Below are 14,758 nucleotides of genomic sequence, written 5' to 3'. Positions count from 1 at the left end.
ACACCATTGACCCCTCGTACGGCGCGCGGGTTTCCTCTTCGCATTCACGCCCCGTTCACACCGCACCAGTGAGGGACCATGGTCGAAGACACCCCGCGGACGCCGGCCGCCACGCTCAAACCGAACGCGATCGGTTTCGTCGACGCCCTCGCCATCGGGCTCAACGCCACCTCGCCGGCGTACTCCCTGGCCGCCGTGATCGGGCCGATCGTGGCCCTGGTCGGCGTCCACGCCCCCGGGGTGATGCTCGCGTCGTTCGTTCCGATGGTGCTCATCGCTTCCGCTTTCTACTACCTGAACCGGGCGGATCCCGACTGCGGCACGACCTTCTCCTGGGTGACGCGCGCGCTGGGGCCGACGGCCGGTTGGCTGGGCGGGTGGGCGATCACGATGACCGGCGTCCTGGTGGTGGGCTCGCTCGCCGATGTGGCCGTCAACTTCGGCCTGTTGGCCGTGGGCCTCGACGGCTGGGCCGGGAACACCCTGGTCCGCCAGTCGCTGACCGTGCTGCTGATCGTGGCGATGGCCGCGCTGTGCGTACGTGACACCCGGGCGGCGGCCCGTCTGCAGAACGTCCTCGTCCTGCTCCAGACCGTCTGCCTGTTCGTGTTCGCGGCCGTGGCCCTCCACCAGGTCTTCTCCGGAACCGGGTCCCTCGACGCGGTGCGTCCCGCCGCCGGTTGGCTCAACCCGTTCGGGGCCGGCGGCACGGCGTTGACGGGCGGGCTGCTGCTCGGCGTGTTCGTCTACTGGGGCTGGGAGTCGGCCGTCAACCTGTCCGAGGAGACGACGGACCCCTCCTCCACCCCGGGTCGGGCCGGCATCTGGTCCACGGTGGTCCTGTTGGCCACGTACGTCTCGGTGGCCTTCGCCGTGGTCGCCTTCGCGGGCACCGGCTACCTCAGCGCGCACGCGGACGACGAGGAGGCCGTGTTCGCCTCCCTGGCCCACGAGGTGCTCGGCGGCTGGGACTGGATCGTCCTCCTCGCCGTGGCGACATCGGCACTCGCCTCGACCCAGACGACGATCATCCCGGCCTCGCGCACGGCACTGTCCATGGCGCGCAGGCACGCCCTCCCCCGCGCCTTCGGCCGGATCCACGGCCGGTTCCGCACGCCCGCGGTCAGCACCTGGTGGGTCGCCGGTACGGCCACCGTCTGGTACCTGGTCATCCACCGGATCAGCGAGAACGCCCTCGCCGACTCCCTGACGGCCCTGTCCCTGCTGATCGCGTTCTACTACGCCCTCACCGGCGTCGCCTGCGCGGTCTACCACCGGCGCCGACTCACCGCGGGCGTGCGCGAGTTCCTCCTCATCGGCGCCGGGCCGGTCATCGGGGCGGGCATGCTGGCCTGGTTGCTGGTGGAGGCGGTCGCCGACATGGCGGACCCGGCGAACTCGGCGGGCGGGACGTCCTGGTTCGGCCTCGGTCCGCCCCTGGTCATCGCCCTGGGCCTGAGTGTCGTCGGCATCGTGGTGATGCTCGCCCGGCGTGCGGTGTCCGCGACGTTCTGGGAGGAGCGCCCCACCGCCTACGCGGGCCCGGGCGCGGCGGCCCTGGACGCCGGGCGGGACAGCGGGCCGGGCGGGGAGCAACCCGAGCCGGACACGGACCGCGTGGCGGCCGGCTCGGGCGGCCGGTCCGGTCAGTCCCGGTAGACCAGGACGAACTCGTCGTACGGGTGGGTCCCTCGGCGCTGCTTCGTCTCGTCGAGGGCCCGACGCAGCGCGTGCAGGTGGCCGGTGGTCAGCTGGAGCGGGGGCTCGTCCGGTTGGTGGGTGGTCCCTCGCGGGTAGTCCTCGCCGGCCGTGGTCGTCATCTCGATGTGGCAGCCCAGTACGTGGCGGACGGTGCGGGTCGCGCAGAATTCCAGCAGCCGGTCGACGGTGTCCGAGTAGGCGTCCCGGTCCTCGATGTAGAGCCGGCCGGGGTAGACGGTGTCGCCGGTCAGCAGCAGCCCGGTGTGCCGGTCGTGGAGGACCAGCCCCGCCTCCTGGTGCCCGGGCCCGGGAATCAGGTCGAGGATCCGACCGCCCAGGTCGAGCTCGCCCGGCCGGTGGGGCCAGTCCCGGAGCCCGAAGTACGCCGTGACCTCGTCCAGGCCCGCCCCCACGACGGTGGTGTGCGGCCGGTCCGCGAACAGGACGTCCGCGGCGGTGTGGTCGTCGTGCCCGTGGGTGTGGGCGACCAGCAGGGCGTACTCCCGTCGCGGGTGGCGGGCCAGCCAGTCCGCCACGAGGGCGTCGACGGTTTCCCGGAGGGGGAAGTGGGCGGCGTCGGCGGACGCGCCGGTGTCGAGCAGCAGGGCTCGGTCGTTGCCGAAGAGGAGGAACAGGAACGGCGCCTCGTAGTGGACGGACTTGTTCTGGCGCAGGACGACCGTGTGTTCGGTGTACGCGTGGACCTGGATCTCCGGGGCGGGGTCGTGCTTCGGGGACGGCCAACCCGCGTGCCAGACGACGTCGAGGCTGCCTTCGACCGGGGCGTCCCGCAGAAAATCGATCACGCGTCCAATCTACCGGCGGGGTGGTCGGCGCCGGCCGTCGGACCGGTGCGGGCGGTCGGTGTGGCCCGTGCGGGCGTGTCGGTGGCCGGCCGACGGCCGGCCGTTCGACGATGGGAGGAGGAAGGAGATCTGCCATGCCGGATCAAGGACCCACCGACCAGCCCACGACCGAGCTCGACGCCCGCTACAGTTCGGCGCTCCAGCCCCGTCCCGGTGCCGAGGACGTCACCGCCACCGAGTGGTCGCAGGCATTGCGGCTGCTGGAGGCCGCGGAGATCTTCTGGCTCTCGACGGTGCGGCCGGACGGCCGGCTCCACGTGACCCCGGTCATCGCCGCCTGGCACGACGGGGCGCTGCACTTCTCGACCGGCCCGGGGGAACAGAAGGCCAAGAACCTCGCCCACGACGGCCACTGCGCGGTGACCACGGGCGGCAACTCCCTGACGGAGGGGCTCGACCTGGTGGTCGAGGGCCGGGCCGTGCAGGTTTCGGATCCGGCGGCGCTGGAGGGGGTGATCGCGGCGTACGAGGCGAAGTACGGTGCCCACATCACTTCCCCCGAGGGCACCTTCCACGGCATCGGGGACGCGTTCCGCACGGGCGACGCCGTGGTGTTCGCCGTGGCCCCGACCACCGCGTACGGCTTCGGCCGGGACGACGGGGTGTACAGCCACACCCGGTGGTCGTTCTGACCCGGTGAGCGGCCGAGGGGCGTCCCGTGCATCGCGGGCGTACCGAGGCCCGTGTATCGCGGGCGTATCGAGGCCCGTGTATCGCGGGCGTATCGAGAACCGGATACGCCGGCGCGACGGCCCCGCGTGTCCCATGGGGGCATGAACCGTGACGCATCCCTGACAGCATCTCGGCGCCGTTGGCGCGGGATCGTGCTCCTCGGCCCGGTGGTCCTCGTCGTGGCGGGCGCCGCGTTCCTGTTGCGGCGGCCGCTCATGATGTCCGCCCCGGTGTGCCTGGCCGGGCGGTGGCACGGTTGCTTCGACACGTTCAACGGCGTGGTGCTCATGACGCTGGTCTCGGTGCCGCTGTCCCTGTTTCTGGTGTGGGGCATGGCCCGCCGGCGGCGGGCGGCGGGCGTCGCGGGGGCTTGGCGGACCTCTCTGGCCGAGGTGGGCATGGTGCACGGGACGGCGCCGTTCGTGTGGATGATCCTGATGCCGGGCGCCGGGGCCGGGATCGTCCCCGGCCGGGTGAGTCTCGTGCCGCTGTTGGACCTGGTCACGATGGGGCCGCTCGGGATCGTGGGCAACCTGCTGGTCTTCGCGTCGCTGGGCTTCTTCGCGCCGGTGCGGTTCGCCGCGGTGGCGTCGGTGCCGCGGGTCCTGGCCCTCGGGGCGGGCTGCTCGGTGCTGGTGGAGAGCGCGCAGTACGTCCTGCGGTTGGACCGGGTGTCCTCGGTGGACGACGTACTGGTCAACGCCACCGGCGCCGCGCTGGCCGCACTGGCGTCGCGCCGCTGGTGGCGCGGCGCGGAGCAGCCGTCGGCGGAGCGGCCCCGCCCCTCGCGGGCGGCATCGGCGTCGACGGAGGCGCCGCAGCTGCCGCAGCCGGCGTCGTACGCCCGCCGGGGCTCACGGGACAGCGCTTAGGCTTCGGGCATGCGCGTACTGATCGTGGAGGACGAGCCGTACCTGGCCGAGGCCGTCCGCGACGGTCTACGGCTGGAGGCCATCGCCGCCGACATCGCCGGCGACGGCGACTCCGCCCTGGCCCTCCTGGACGTCAACTGCTACGACCTCGCGGTCCTCGACCGCGACATTCCCGGCCCTTCCGGGGACGAGGTCGCGCGACACATCGTCGCCTCCGGCAGCGGCATCCCGATCCTCATGCTCACCGCGGCGGACCGCATCGACGACAAGGCGTCCGGGTTCGGGCTCGGCGCCGACGACTACCTCACCAAGCCGTTCGAGCTGCGGGAGCTGGTCCTGCGGCTGCGGGCGCTCGATCGGAGACGCGCGTACGCCCGGCCCCCGGTCCGTGAGATCGCGGGTCTGCGGCTCGACCCGTTCCGCCGTGAGGTCTTCCGCGACGGACGGCACGTCGCGCTCACCCGCAAACAGTTCGCCGTGCTCGAAGTCCTCGTCGCCGCCGAGGGCGGTGTCGTCAGCAGCGAGGAGCTGCTGGAACGGGCCTGGGACGAGCACGCCGACCCGTTCACCAACGCGGTCCGCATCACCGTCTCCGCGTTGCGCAAACGGCTCGGTGAGCCCTGGGCCATCGCCACGGTGCCGGGCGTCGGCTACCGGATCGGTCCCGGCCCGGACGCCGCCCGCCCCGGCGGTGCGCGTGCGTAGGGGGTCGGGGCTCAGCGCCCGGTGGAAGCTCACCCTCAGCTATGCCGGCTTCCTCACCGTCGCCGGAGCCCTCCTTTTGGCGGTGGTGTGGGTGTTCCTGCTGCGATACGTCCCCGACAATTCCCGGGGCCTTCTGGGGGTCTCGCCCAACCGGTACCTCCTCGTGCGCACCTTCGCCCCGGCCGCGGCCTCGGCGATGTTCCTCCTGCTCGTGTTCGGCCTCGTCGGGGGGTGGGTGCTGGCCGGTCGGATGCTCGCGCCGCTCACCCGGATCACGGCCGCGGCCCGGGCGGCGGGCAGCGGATCACTGTCGCACCGGGTGCGCATGGAGGGCCGGCAGGACGAGTTCCGTGAACTGGCCGACGCGTTCGACGCCATGCTCGAACAGGTCGAGTCGCACGTCACCGAACAGCAGAGGTTCGCCGCGAACGCCTCGCACGAACTGCGCACCCCGTTGGCCATCTCGCGGACGTTGCTGGATGTCGCCCGCAGGGATCCCGCCGGTGACCGGGACGCGGTCCTCGAACGCCTTCAGGTGGTCAACACGCGTGCGATCGTCCTGACCGAGGCCCTCCTGCTGCTCAGCCGCAGCGACCGGGGGAACTTCACGCGGGAGGACGTGGACCTCTCGCTCGTCGCCGAGGAGGCCGCGGAAACCCTGCTGCACCTCGCCGAACGGCGCGGGGTCACGCTCGACGTCACCGGCGGGGCGACCCGGACCCGCGGCTCGGCGGAGCTCCTGCTGCGGATGGTGACCAACCTCGTGCAGAACGCCGTCGTCCACAACCTCCCCACCGGCGGCACCGTGACGGTCCACACCGAGGCGCGGCCCGACGGGTGCGTGCTGCGGGTCGAGAACACGGGCCGACCGGTGCCGCCGGACCTGGTGCCGACCCTCACCGAGGCCTTCCGCCGGGGGACGGAACGCGTCCGGACCGACGAGCACGCGGGCGCCGGCCTCGGCCTCGCCCTCGTGCAGAGCGTGGTCCGCGCCCACGACGGCACGCTCGACCTCGTCCCCCGCCCCGGCGGCGGTCTCCTCGTCACGGTTCGGCTTCCCGACACGCGGCTGGTGTCGTCCGCGGTGGAGGAACGGGTCAGCGGAGCTTCGTGAGGCCCTTGTCGACGGCGTCGACGGGGCCGGGGCGGGCCTTCGCCGGCGGGAAGGCGAGGCCCGTCGGCGTGTTGAGGCCGGTGGAGGGGAGGGTGACCTGCCCGCCGCCCGTCTCCCGTACGCGCACCACCCGGTTGTTGAAACCGTCGGCCACGTAGAGGTTTCCGGTGCCGTCGAGCGCGAGGCCCAACGGATCGCTGAGGCCGGTGAGGGGGACCGTGCTCTGCTGCCCGTCGGCCGCGGACACCTTCACGACGCGGTTGTTGCCGCTGTCGGAGACGTAGAGGTCACCGGCCGCGTTGAGCGCGAGGCCGGTCGGCTGGGACAGGCCCACCGTGGGCACGGTGGTCTGACCGCTCCCGTCCGCGGCCACCTTGACGACGCGGTCGTTGACGAAGTCGGCCACGTAGAGGTCCCCGTCGGGCTCCAGCGCCAGACCCCAGGGGTGCAGCAGGCCCGTGGTGGGGACGGTCGTCTGGGGGCCGCCGGTGGGGACCTTCACCACCCGGTCGTTGAAGCTGTCGGCGATGTAGACGCTTCCGGCGGCATCGACGGCGAGGCCGAGCGGACGCGACAGGTCGACGGTGGGCACCGTGGTCTGTCCCCCGCCGTTCGGGGGCAGCGTCACCACCCGGTTGTTGCCCGTGTCGGAGACGTACAGGGCGCCGGTGGTGTCCCAGGTGATACCGGTGGGGCGCACCAGTCCCTCCAGGGGCACCGTCGTCCCGTCGCCGCCGTCCGCCGGGAGCGTGACGACCCGGTTGTTGCCGTAGTCGCTCACGTACAGCGGCGGTCCGGTCGGCGAGCGGTCGGCGGCGGCCTGCGTCGCGCCCGCGGGTGCGGTCGGCAGGGCGCACAGCGCCATCAGGCCCGCCACGGCCGCCAGCCGCCGGGTCCCCGCCCATGTCGTTCGGTCGGTGCGGGCCGAGGATCGCCCGCGCGTCCCCACTCGTTCCCGTGCTCGTGCTCGTGCCGTCACGCGTTCCACGACTCACCCACCTGTTCCGACCGGGTCCCCCGTCACCCGCCGACCCTAGGAAGGCGCACCCGGATGCGCGGAAGCCACGCCACCGGCCGGAACAGGGCCACTCCAATGCCACCGGCGGTGGCGGGGCGGAAGCGGGAGCGCCGCGTCACTTCCCGGTGGACTCGGCGAGGGTGTGCGCGACGAGGGCATTGGCGTGGCCGTGGCCCAGGCCGTGCTCCGCCTTGAGCCAGGAGACGAGCTCCATGTGCTTGGTGAGCGGCGAGGCGACGATGGGCGCCTTCCATTCGGCGATCGGGCGACCGTACTTCTTCTCGATCGAGGGGAAGTAGGAGGCGGGGCCCTTCACGGCTTCGGTCATGGCTGCTCGTCCTGTCTGTCGTCGGTCTGTCTTTCGCCGGTGCGGTCACAAGGTTGACCCGGTCCGCTCGCGGAACTCATCGGCCGGACGGAGTGACCCGTGTCACACCGTCGCGGCCGTCCCCGCCCAGGTTCCCGGTGTGCGGTGGGCCCAGGGTGCGGCGCGCTCCAGTTGGCCCGCGAGGCGGAACAGGACGTCCTCGCGCCCGTGGCCGGCGGCGAACTGGATGCCGATGGGCAGGCCGGTCGCGGGGTCCGAGGCGAGGGGCACGGACATGGCCGGGGTGCCCGCGACGTTGAAGGCGGCCGTGAAGGGCGAGCGGTGGAACAGCTGCGCCACCCACGCCAACCCGTCGCCGCCGGCAGCCCCGTCCGCGTACGTACCGAGGTGGACCGGCAGCTCGGGCAGGGTCGGCGTCATCAGCAGGTCATGCCGGGTGAAGTAGTCACCGACGGCCCGCGCCACCCGGTTGCGCACCTCCAACGCCCCCACGAACTCCGCCCCGCCGACCCGCTGTCCCCAGCGGTAGCAGGCGAGGGTCTGCGGCTCCAGGGTGGAGGCGTCGATCGGACGGCCCGTCCCGGCCGCGAGACCGTCGATCCAGGCCACCAGGTTGACGTTCCACAACCGGGCGTTGGCCAGTAGGAACTCCTCCTGGTCGACGCCGAGGTCCAGCCGGACGACCTCCACGTGGTGGCCGAGCGACGCGGCCAGCTCGCCGACCCGTTCGGTGGCGGCGCTGACGGCGGGGTCCACGGCGCGGCCGCCCCACGGCGTGGTGAGCAGGCCCACGCGCAACCGGCCGGGGGCGCGGTCGACCTCGTGCGCGTAGGGGCGGCGCGGCGCCGCCGCGGAGTACGGGTCGCCCGTTTCCGGGCCACCGATCAGGTCGAGCAGGGTCGCGCTGTCGCGCACGGTGCGGCTGAGGGCCCCGTGGACGGCGAGTCCGTTGAACACCTCGTCGGCGTCGGGGCCCATGGATATCCGGCCCCGGGTGGGTTTGAGGCCGAACAACCCCGTGCTCGCGGCCGGTACGCGGATGGAGCCCGCGGCGTCGGTGGCGTGCGCGAGCGGGACGAGCCCGGAGGCCACCGCCGCCGCGGATCCGCCGCTGGAGCCGCCGGGGGTGCGCGTCAGGTCCCAGGGATTGCGGGCGGGACCGTACAGGACGGGCTCGGTGGTGGTGCTGAAGGCGAATTCGGGCGTGGTGGTGCGCCCCAGGGTGACCAGGCCCGCGCGCCGGAAGCGCCTCATGAGGAACGAGTCGTGCGGCGCCGTGTTCCCTTCGGCCAGCCGACTGCCGAGCTCGACGCGCTTGCCGGCCATGGCCACGGCGAGGTCCTTGATGAGGAACGGGACACCGGCCAGCGGTGTGCTCCCCGGGACGGGCCGGTCCTCGGCGGGCCAGCTCTCCACGACGGCGCCCACCGCGGGGTTGATCGCGTCGATGGCCGCCCTGGCGGTGGCCGCCAGTTCGTCCGGGGTGACGTCCCCCTGGGCCACGAGCGCGGCCAGGCCGACCGCGTCGTGGTCGGTGTACTCGGAGATCTTCATGGTGATCCGTTCTCTGTCCCGCGAACCGGGAATACCGATGATTCCCGAGCGATACCGATCGGTATCGTTCGGGAGTGATCGGTAACGTAGCATGGGTGCGGAGAGCCACCGACCGGCAGTGAGCAGTGAGCAGTGAGGCGAGGCAGGCATGAGCGGTGCACCCAGGCCCGGGCGGGACTCACGAGTGGCTCGGCTGCCCCCTCGCGAGCGGATCCTGGACGCGGCGGAGGAATTGTTCTCCACGGAGGGGATCCGGGCGGTGGGCGTTCAGGCCATCGCCGACCGGGCCGAAACGACGAAGATGGCCCTGTACCGGCACTTCGACACCAAGGACGCGCTGATCGAGGAGTGGCTGCGGATCGTCGCGGCCGGCTACGCGGCGGCGTTCGACGCCGCCGAGGCGGCCCATCCGCACGATGCCCGCGCACAGGTCCTCGCCGTCACCGCCTTCGTGGTGGAGGGACTCCCCGACATCTCGCACCGGGGCTGCCCCTTCGTCACCTCGCTCGCCTCACTACCCGACCGCGCCCACCCGGCACGCCTCCTGATCGAGACCCACAAGGCCGGCCAGCTGCGCCGACTGACGGACATGTGCGTACGGGCAGGCCTCGACCGGCCCGACGATGCGGCGGCCGAGATCACGTTCCTCCTGGAGGGAGCGCAGATCTGCGCCCAGAACGGGAGCGTCGAGCGGGCGGGAGAACGCCTGACGGCCATGGTCACCGCCCGCCTGGACCACCGGCCCGCCCGAGGGCCCGCCCCGCGGGCTTGACAGGACCGGATCGCACGGACGGGTCGATCGGGGGTGTCTGCTGCCGAACGAATGGCGGGCCGTCCGCGCGGATCAGGTCGACCGGGTTGCCGGTTCCGCGGGGTGGGCCGACAGCGGGGTCGCGATGTCCTCCAGGGAACGGCCCTCCGCGGCGACCGCGTAGAAGACGGCGACCAGCCCCGCGGCGACCATCAGCGCGGCTCCGATGCAGAAGGCGAGCGCGGCGTCGGCCACCACTCCGCTGGAGGTCAGCCCGGCGAAGATCAGGGGGCCGGAGATGCCGCCGGCCGCGGTGCCGACGGCGTAGAAGAAGGCGATCGACATCGCGCGGGTCTCCATCGGGAAGATCTCGCTGACCGTCAGGTACGCCGAACTCGCGCCGGCGGAGGCGAAGAAGAGCACGACGCACCAGCAGGCGGTCATGGTCGTCGCGGAGAGGTGGCCGGCGCCGAACAGCCAGGCCGTCCCGAACAGCAGCAGGCCGGACAGGATGTACGTGCCGGAGATCATGACGCGACGGCCGACCGTGTCGAACAACCGGCCCAGCAGTAGCGGCCCGAGGAAGTTGCCGACGGCGATGACGGCGAAGTAGTAGCCGGTGACCGAGCTGGGGACGTCGAAGAAGGTGACGAGGATCGAGCCGAAGCCGAAGGTGATCGCGTTGTAGAGGAAGGCCTGCCCGACGAACAGGGACAGGCCCAGCGCGGCTCGGCGCGGGTACGTGCGAAACACCGTTTTCGCGATCTCGCCGAAGCCGATGCTCCGGCGCACGGTGATGGTGATGGCCTCGCCGGGTTCCGGCAGCGGCTTACCCGTTTCCGCCTCCACCTGGCGCTCGACGTCGGCGACCAGGTCTTCGGCCTCCTGCACCCGGCCGTGCATGAACATCCAGCGCGGGCTCTCGGGCACGTGTCGTCGTACGAGCAGGATGACCAGGCCGAGGACGACGCCGAGGGCGAACGTCAGCCGCCAACCCACCGACGGCGCGAAGATCTCGGTGTTCAGGGCGACGACGGAAAGCAGCGCTCCGGCGACCGCTCCGAGCCAGAAACTGCCGTTGATGATGAGGTCGACTCGGCCCCGGTACTTGCTGGGGATCAGTTCGTCGATCGCCGAGTTGATGGCCGCGTACTCGCCGCCGATGCCGAAGCCGGTCAGGAAGCGGAAGAGGAAGAACCACCAGGACGAGAAGGAGAGTGCCGTCAGGGCGGTCGCGGCCAGGTAGACCGCGAGCGTGATCAGGAAGAGCTTCTTGCGTCCGAACAGGTCGGTGAGGCGGCCGAAGAACAGCGCGCCGGCGCAGGCACCCGCCACGTACAGGGCGGCGGCGAGACCCGTGACCTGCGCGTCGGTGATGGACAGACCGCTGCCGTCCTCGGAGAGGCGGCTGGCGATGCTGCCCACGACGGTCACTTCGAGACCGTCCAGGATCCAGACGGTTCCCAACCCGATCACGATCATCCAGTGCCATCGGGACCAGGGCAACCGGTCCAGTCGCGCCGGCACCTTGGTGGTGACCGTTCCCGTGTTCATCGTCCTCGCGGTGTCCGACATGCCGCCCGTCTGCCCCCGCGCCCCCAGGCCAAACGGGGCCCATCCGGGGGGTGTTGTGCGCCCGGGATCCCCCGCGGTCGAGGGCTCCCCACGGACCCCGGGCGGCCGGCGGGCCCGGAACGGCCGCGGAATCGGTTCGGCTGATCTCGGGAAATGGGGGCAGAAGGCCAGCGACGAGAAGGGATGGTCCGGATGCCCGGAACCCACACATGGCTCGACCGCGTGAAGAACGGTGCCACCGCGGTCGGCGAACGGCGCGCGCGGGCCCTGGCACGCCGCAACGCCGAGTACGAGGCCGAGTACGCGGAGCAGGCCGAGCGCGTGGCCCAGCTGCGCAGGGCCCGCACACGGGCCCCGGACCCGGCCGGTGCGGTGCCCTGGGGGGTCCGCGTGGCCGCGGAGGCGGCCTGGCGGTTCGTGGTCCTCGCCGCCGCCCTGTGGGTCGTGATGCAGGTGATCGGCGCGGTCCGGCTGGTCGCCCTCGCCTTCGTCGTCGCGCTGCTGGTCACCGCCCTGCTCCAGCCGACGGTCGCCCGGCTGCACCGCCGCGGGCTGCCTCAGGGGCTCGCCACCGCCGTCACCGCGATATTCGGGTTCCTCGTACTGGGTCTGGTCGGCTGGTTCGTCGTATGGCAGGTGCTCGACAACCTCGACACCTTGTCCGGGCGCCTCCAGGAGGGCATCGCCGAACTCAAGCGTTGGCTCGTCGACAGCCCCCTCCACGTGACCGAACAGCAGATCAACGACGTCGCGCAGAAACTGACCGACGCGATCGGCACCAGTACCAGCGAGATCACCTCGACCGGTCTGCAAGGCGTGACGGTCCTGGTCGAGATCATCACCGGCATGCTCCTGGCCATGTTCTGCACGCTATGCCTGCTCTACGACGGCCCGCGCGTATGGCAGTGGACGCTGAAGCTGATCCCCGCGGCCGCCCGCCCCGGCGTGGCCGACGCGGGCCCGCGGGCCTGGCGCACGCTGACCGCGTACGTGCGCGGAACGATGATCGTCGCCCTCATCGACGCCCTCTTCATCGGCATCGGCATCTACTTCCTCGGTGTGCCCCTGGCGGTACCCATCGGCGTCGTGATCTTCCTGGCCTCGTTCGTGCCGCTCGTCGGCGCCGTCGCCTCGGGGGCGCTCGCGGTGATCGTCGCCCTGGTGACCCAAGGCGTGTTCACGGCGCTCATGGCCCTGCTGGTGGTCCTCGTCGTCCAGCAGATCGAGGGCCACATCCTGCAACCGTTCATCCTGGGGCGGGCGGTGCGCCTGCACCCGCTGGCGGTGCTGCTGGCCGTGGCCACGGGCGGTCTGGTCGCCGGGATCGGCGGTGCGGTCGTCGCCGTGCCACTGGTGGCCGTCGCCAACACGGTGATCGTCCACCTCCGTGCCTACGCCGCCGACGAAGGCTCGGAGCAACCCGCCGGCGAGGGGGACGTGGTCGGTGGGGAGGGGACCGCCCTCCCCACCGATGACGGGGAGCGGTCCCGGCAGCACGACGAAGAGCCCCCGCGGCCCGAAGTGGGGCCGCAGGGGCTCACGTAGGCCGGTCCCGTCAGGACCCGGCGCCGTCGGAAGGCGGCGTCGGGGACCCGGAGGGCGACAGGTGGTAGACGGCGAAGGCCCGGTCGATGACGGGCATGGCCACGTTGCGCACCCGCACCCCGCCGGCCGTCATGCCGTGCTCGGTGCCCGAGTGGGCGTGGCCGTGGACGGCGAGATCGGCCCCCGCGCCGTCCATGGCCTCCGCGAGGAGGTAGCTGCCCAGGAAGGGGTAGATCTCCAAGGGTTCCCCGGCGAGGGTGTCCGGGACGGGCGCGTAGTGGGTGAGGGCGATGCGCAGGTCGCTCCCGGCGTCCTGGAGACCGAGCAGCGCCTTTTCGAGTCCTCCCGCGCAGGTGCGGGTGTACTGGATGAAGGCCTTCATCTCCGGTTCCCCGAAGTCGCTGCCGCTGCGCCCGGCGAAGCCGCCGCCGAAGCCCTTGGTCCCGGCCACCCCCACCCTCGTACCGTTCAGGTCGAGGACGACACCGGTGCCCTCCAGGACGTGCACCCCGGCGGCCGTGAGTTCCTCCGCGACGGCTTCCTCCTGGTCGCTCTGGTAGTCGTGGTTGCCGAGCACCGCGACGACGGGCACGGCCAACCCGGCCACCTCGCGGGCCACCACCCCGGCCTCCTCCCTGGTGCCGTGCCGCGTCAGGTCACCGGCCAGGAGCAGCAGGTCCGCGCAGTCGCCCAGGGTGTCGAAGGCGGGCCGCAGGAATCCTGCGCTGCCGGGGCCCAGGTGAATGTCCCCGACGGCCGCCACTCGGATCACGACAGTTCCTCCGCCCTGCCGGGCGGCGCCGGTCGGCTGACCATGAGGTCCTCCTGCCAGTCCAGACCGGCCAGTTCCTCCGCGGCGAGCCTCAACACCTCCGCCCGGCACTCCGGGCTGGTCACGCTGCCCGAGATCACCGCACGGGACCCGCGCGCCTCGACGCGCACGCCCAACTCCGCGATGTCCTCGCGGGCCAGCCGGTCCCTCAGGTGCTCGATGCGGTACTCCACCATGTCGTGCGACGTCATGGGTTCTCCTCCCGTAGCGGCCCGCACCGGCCGGGTCCGTGGGTGTTCCTGCTCTCGATGACGTCCAGCCGCTCCAGCAGGTGGAGGAAGGCGTCGGGCAGCGGCTCGGACCCGTGGTCACGTTCCAGGCGACCCCAGTCGATCTGTTCCCTCAGCATCCGTGCCATCGGCAGCAGGTCGCCGAAGTCGCAGTAGTGCTCGCAGAGCGCGGCGAGCCGGCTGCCCATGAGGTCCGTGGGCGCGAGGACGGGCATCCACACGGAGTCGACCGCTTTCAGTTCGGCCCGCTCCAGGAGTTCCGTGCTCACCGGCCGACGCTCCAGCTCGAAGATCAGGTCGATCTCCTCGCCGCCGGACCGGCCCTTGACGAGCCAGTCCTCCGGGGCGCGGCGCATCTCGATGCCGCCCTCCTCCAGGGCCTTGATGGCCGCGTCGGCGTCCTCGGGCCGGACACAGAAGTCGGTGTCGTGCTGGAACATGGCCGGCAGACCGTGGGCGAACGCGGCCACGCTGCCGGCCAGGGCGAACGGCGGTCCCGACCGCTTGAGGAGGGCGGCCACCAGTTTGGTGGTCTCCAGGATCGCCTGGGTGTGGTCCTTGGGCAATGGTCCCTCGGCGGGGACGGGTGGGCTCAGGGCCTGGGGCGCAGCCTGCCCGGTGGAGGCGAGCGGCGGCTTGGTGGGCGTCATGAGGAGCGCGTACCCGCGCCTTCGCGCTGAAATCTCCCCCACGTCCCCGGAGTGCGGTCGGGCGGCGCGTGCGTACCGCCGTTCACCGGTACGAGGGGTGTCCCGATCGGCCGTTCGACTCCGGGAGGCCACGGCGTGGCGAACGTGACACGGCCTCGGGGGGGGGGGGGGGGGGGGGGGGGGGGGGGGGGGGGGGGGGGGGGGGGGGGGGGGGGGGGGGGGGGGGGGGGGGGGGGGGGGGGGGGGGGGAAGGGGGGGGGGGGGGGGGGGGGGGGGGGGGGGGGGGGGGGGGGGGGGGGGGGGGGGGGGGGGGGGGGGGGGGGGGGGGGGGGGGGGGGGGGGGGG

General features: G+C 72.5%; 15 protein-coding genes. 7 read left to right on the top strand and 8 right to left on the bottom strand.

Annotated elements, in window-relative coordinates; translation table 11 throughout:
- Window positions 1–78: 78 nt before the first annotated feature.
- Window positions 79–1,659: an APC family permease gene (locus ACZ58N_RS23565; protein WP_471163163.1), complete on the top strand. Its 1,581-nt coding sequence runs from the start codon at window positions 79–81 to the stop codon at window positions 1,657–1,659.
- Here the strand turns inward: ACZ58N_RS23565 and ACZ58N_RS23560 are convergent.
- The gene (locus tag ACZ58N_RS23560) at window positions 1,647–2,507 is read right to left on the bottom strand and encodes an MBL fold metallo-hydrolase (protein WP_471163161.1); all 861 of its coding nucleotides are present in this window, start codon (window positions 2,505–2,507) and stop codon (window positions 1,647–1,649) included. The genes ACZ58N_RS23565 and ACZ58N_RS23560 overlap by 13 nt on opposite strands.
- A 134-nt stretch (window positions 2,508–2,641) precedes the next feature.
- Between ACZ58N_RS23560 and ACZ58N_RS23555 the strand changes: the two genes are divergently transcribed.
- From ACZ58N_RS23555 to ACZ58N_RS23540, 4 genes are all read left to right on the top strand, one after another.
- Window positions 2,642–3,199, top strand: coding sequence for a pyridoxamine 5'-phosphate oxidase family protein (locus tag ACZ58N_RS23555; RefSeq protein WP_471163158.1), 558 nt, complete (start codon window positions 2,642–2,644; stop codon window positions 3,197–3,199).
- A 141-nt stretch (window positions 3,200–3,340) separates the two neighbouring features.
- On the top strand, window positions 3,341–4,111 hold the full coding sequence (locus tag ACZ58N_RS23550) for a VanZ family protein (protein WP_471163155.1): 771 nt from the start codon (window positions 3,341–3,343) through the stop codon (window positions 4,109–4,111).
- A gap of 9 nt (window positions 4,112–4,120) precedes the next feature.
- Complete coding sequence (locus ACZ58N_RS23545) at window positions 4,121–4,816, top strand: response regulator transcription factor (protein ID WP_471163152.1); 696 nt, start codon at window positions 4,121–4,123, stop codon at window positions 4,814–4,816.
- Window positions 4,809–5,930 (top strand): sensor histidine kinase, encoded by a 1,122-nt coding sequence (locus tag ACZ58N_RS23540; RefSeq protein WP_471163149.1) that lies wholly within the window; start codon window positions 4,809–4,811, stop codon window positions 5,928–5,930. The genes ACZ58N_RS23545 and ACZ58N_RS23540 overlap by 8 nt, the downstream gene beginning before the upstream one ends.
- Here the strand turns inward: ACZ58N_RS23540 and ACZ58N_RS23535 are convergent.
- The 3 genes from ACZ58N_RS23535 to ACZ58N_RS23525 all read right to left on the bottom strand — a co-directional run bounded on the left by ACZ58N_RS23535 (window position 5,914) and on the right by ACZ58N_RS23525 (window position 8,830).
- Window positions 5,914–6,807: a virginiamycin B lyase family protein gene (locus ACZ58N_RS23535; RefSeq protein ID WP_471163147.1), complete on the bottom strand. Its 894-nt coding sequence runs from the start codon at window positions 6,805–6,807 to the stop codon at window positions 5,914–5,916. The genes ACZ58N_RS23540 and ACZ58N_RS23535 overlap by 17 nt on opposite strands.
- Window positions 6,808–7,063: 256 nt before the next feature.
- A complete protein-coding gene (locus ACZ58N_RS23530; RefSeq protein WP_471163144.1) occupies window positions 7,064–7,276 on the bottom strand; it encodes a DUF4287 domain-containing protein in 213 nt (70 codons plus the stop codon).
- A 102-nt stretch (window positions 7,277–7,378) separates the two neighbouring features.
- Entirely contained in the window at window positions 7,379–8,830 is a 1,452-nt protein-coding gene (locus tag ACZ58N_RS23525) for an amidase (protein WP_471163141.1), read from the bottom strand.
- Window positions 8,831–8,978: 148 nt separating this feature from the next.
- Here ACZ58N_RS23525 and ACZ58N_RS23520 point away from each other — a divergent pair, with 148 nt between their 5' ends.
- On the top strand, window positions 8,979–9,602 hold the full coding sequence (locus tag ACZ58N_RS23520) for a TetR/AcrR family transcriptional regulator (RefSeq protein ID WP_471163139.1): 624 nt from the start codon (window positions 8,979–8,981) through the stop codon (window positions 9,600–9,602).
- Between the two features lie 72 nt (window positions 9,603–9,674).
- Here the strand turns inward: ACZ58N_RS23520 and ACZ58N_RS23515 are convergent, their stop codons facing one another.
- Window positions 9,675–11,156, bottom strand: a complete 1,482-nt coding sequence (locus tag ACZ58N_RS23515) for an MFS transporter (RefSeq protein WP_471163137.1) — start codon at window positions 11,154–11,156, stop codon at window positions 9,675–9,677.
- Window positions 11,157–11,339: 183 nt separating this feature from the next.
- On the opposite strand from ACZ58N_RS23515, the gene ACZ58N_RS23510 reads away from it, so the two are divergent.
- The gene (locus ACZ58N_RS23510) at window positions 11,340–12,701 is read left to right on the top strand and encodes an AI-2E family transporter (protein ID WP_471163135.1); all 1,362 of its coding nucleotides are present in this window, start codon (window positions 11,340–11,342) and stop codon (window positions 12,699–12,701) included.
- A 10-nt stretch (window positions 12,702–12,711) separates the two neighbouring features.
- Here ACZ58N_RS23510 and ACZ58N_RS23505 read toward each other — a convergent pair whose 3' ends face one another.
- The 3 genes from ACZ58N_RS23505 to ACZ58N_RS23495 are packed head-to-tail and all read right to left on the bottom strand — an operon-like array spanning window position 12,712 to window position 14,413.
- Window positions 12,712–13,473, bottom strand: a complete 762-nt coding sequence (locus ACZ58N_RS23505; protein ID WP_471163132.1) for a metallophosphoesterase family protein — start codon at window positions 13,471–13,473, stop codon at window positions 12,712–12,714.
- Entirely contained in the window at window positions 13,470–13,724 is a 255-nt protein-coding gene (locus tag ACZ58N_RS23500; RefSeq protein ID WP_389709482.1) for a hypothetical protein, read from the bottom strand. The genes ACZ58N_RS23505 and ACZ58N_RS23500 overlap by 4 nt, the downstream gene beginning before the upstream one ends.
- Window positions 13,721–14,413 carry a nucleotidyltransferase family protein gene (locus tag ACZ58N_RS23495; protein ID WP_471163129.1) on the bottom strand — a complete coding sequence of 231 codons (693 nt, stop codon included), beginning with the start codon at window positions 14,411–14,413 and terminating at the stop codon, window positions 13,721–13,723. The genes ACZ58N_RS23500 and ACZ58N_RS23495 overlap by 4 nt, the downstream gene beginning before the upstream one ends.
- Window positions 14,414–14,758 lie beyond the last annotated feature (345 nt).

The sequence above is a fragment of the Streptomyces sp. NPDC040432 genome (assembly GCF_055595445.1).
The sequence above is the reverse complement of the archived record's forward strand: the minus strand, read 5'-3'. Positions and strand labels throughout refer to the sequence as shown.

Bases quoted from the DNA above. Each gene is read 5' to 3' on its own strand.
- ACZ58N_RS23565 (WP_471163163.1), top strand. From the start codon at position 79: ATGGTCGAAGACACCCCGCGGACGCCGGCCGCCACGCTCAAACCGAAC.
- ACZ58N_RS23555 (WP_471163158.1), top strand. From the start codon at position 2,642: ATGCCGGATCAAGGACCCACCGACCAGCCCACGACCGAGCTCGACGCC.
- ACZ58N_RS23550 (WP_471163155.1), top strand. From the start codon at position 3,341: ATGAACCGTGACGCATCCCTGACAGCATCTCGGCGCCGTTGGCGCGGG.
- ACZ58N_RS23545 (WP_471163152.1), top strand. From the start codon at position 4,121: ATGCGCGTACTGATCGTGGAGGACGAGCCGTACCTGGCCGAGGCCGTC.
- ACZ58N_RS23530 (WP_471163144.1), bottom strand. From the start codon at position 7,276: ATGACCGAAGCCGTGAAGGGCCCCGCCTCCTACTTCCCCTCGATCGAG.
- ACZ58N_RS23525 (WP_471163141.1), bottom strand. From the start codon at position 8,830: ATGAAGATCTCCGAGTACACCGACCACGACGCGGTCGGCCTGGCCGCG.
- ACZ58N_RS23520 (WP_471163139.1), top strand. From the start codon at position 8,979: ATGAGCGGTGCACCCAGGCCCGGGCGGGACTCACGAGTGGCTCGGCTG.
- ACZ58N_RS23515 (WP_471163137.1), bottom strand. From the start codon at position 11,156: ATGTCGGACACCGCGAGGACGATGAACACGGGAACGGTCACCACCAAG.
- ACZ58N_RS23510 (WP_471163135.1), top strand. From the start codon at position 11,340: ATGGTCCGGATGCCCGGAACCCACACATGGCTCGACCGCGTGAAGAAC.
- ACZ58N_RS23500 (WP_389709482.1), bottom strand. From the start codon at position 13,724: ATGACGTCGCACGACATGGTGGAGTACCGCATCGAGCACCTGAGGGAC.
- ACZ58N_RS23495 (WP_471163129.1), bottom strand. From the start codon at position 14,413: ATGACGCCCACCAAGCCGCCGCTCGCCTCCACCGGGCAGGCTGCGCCC.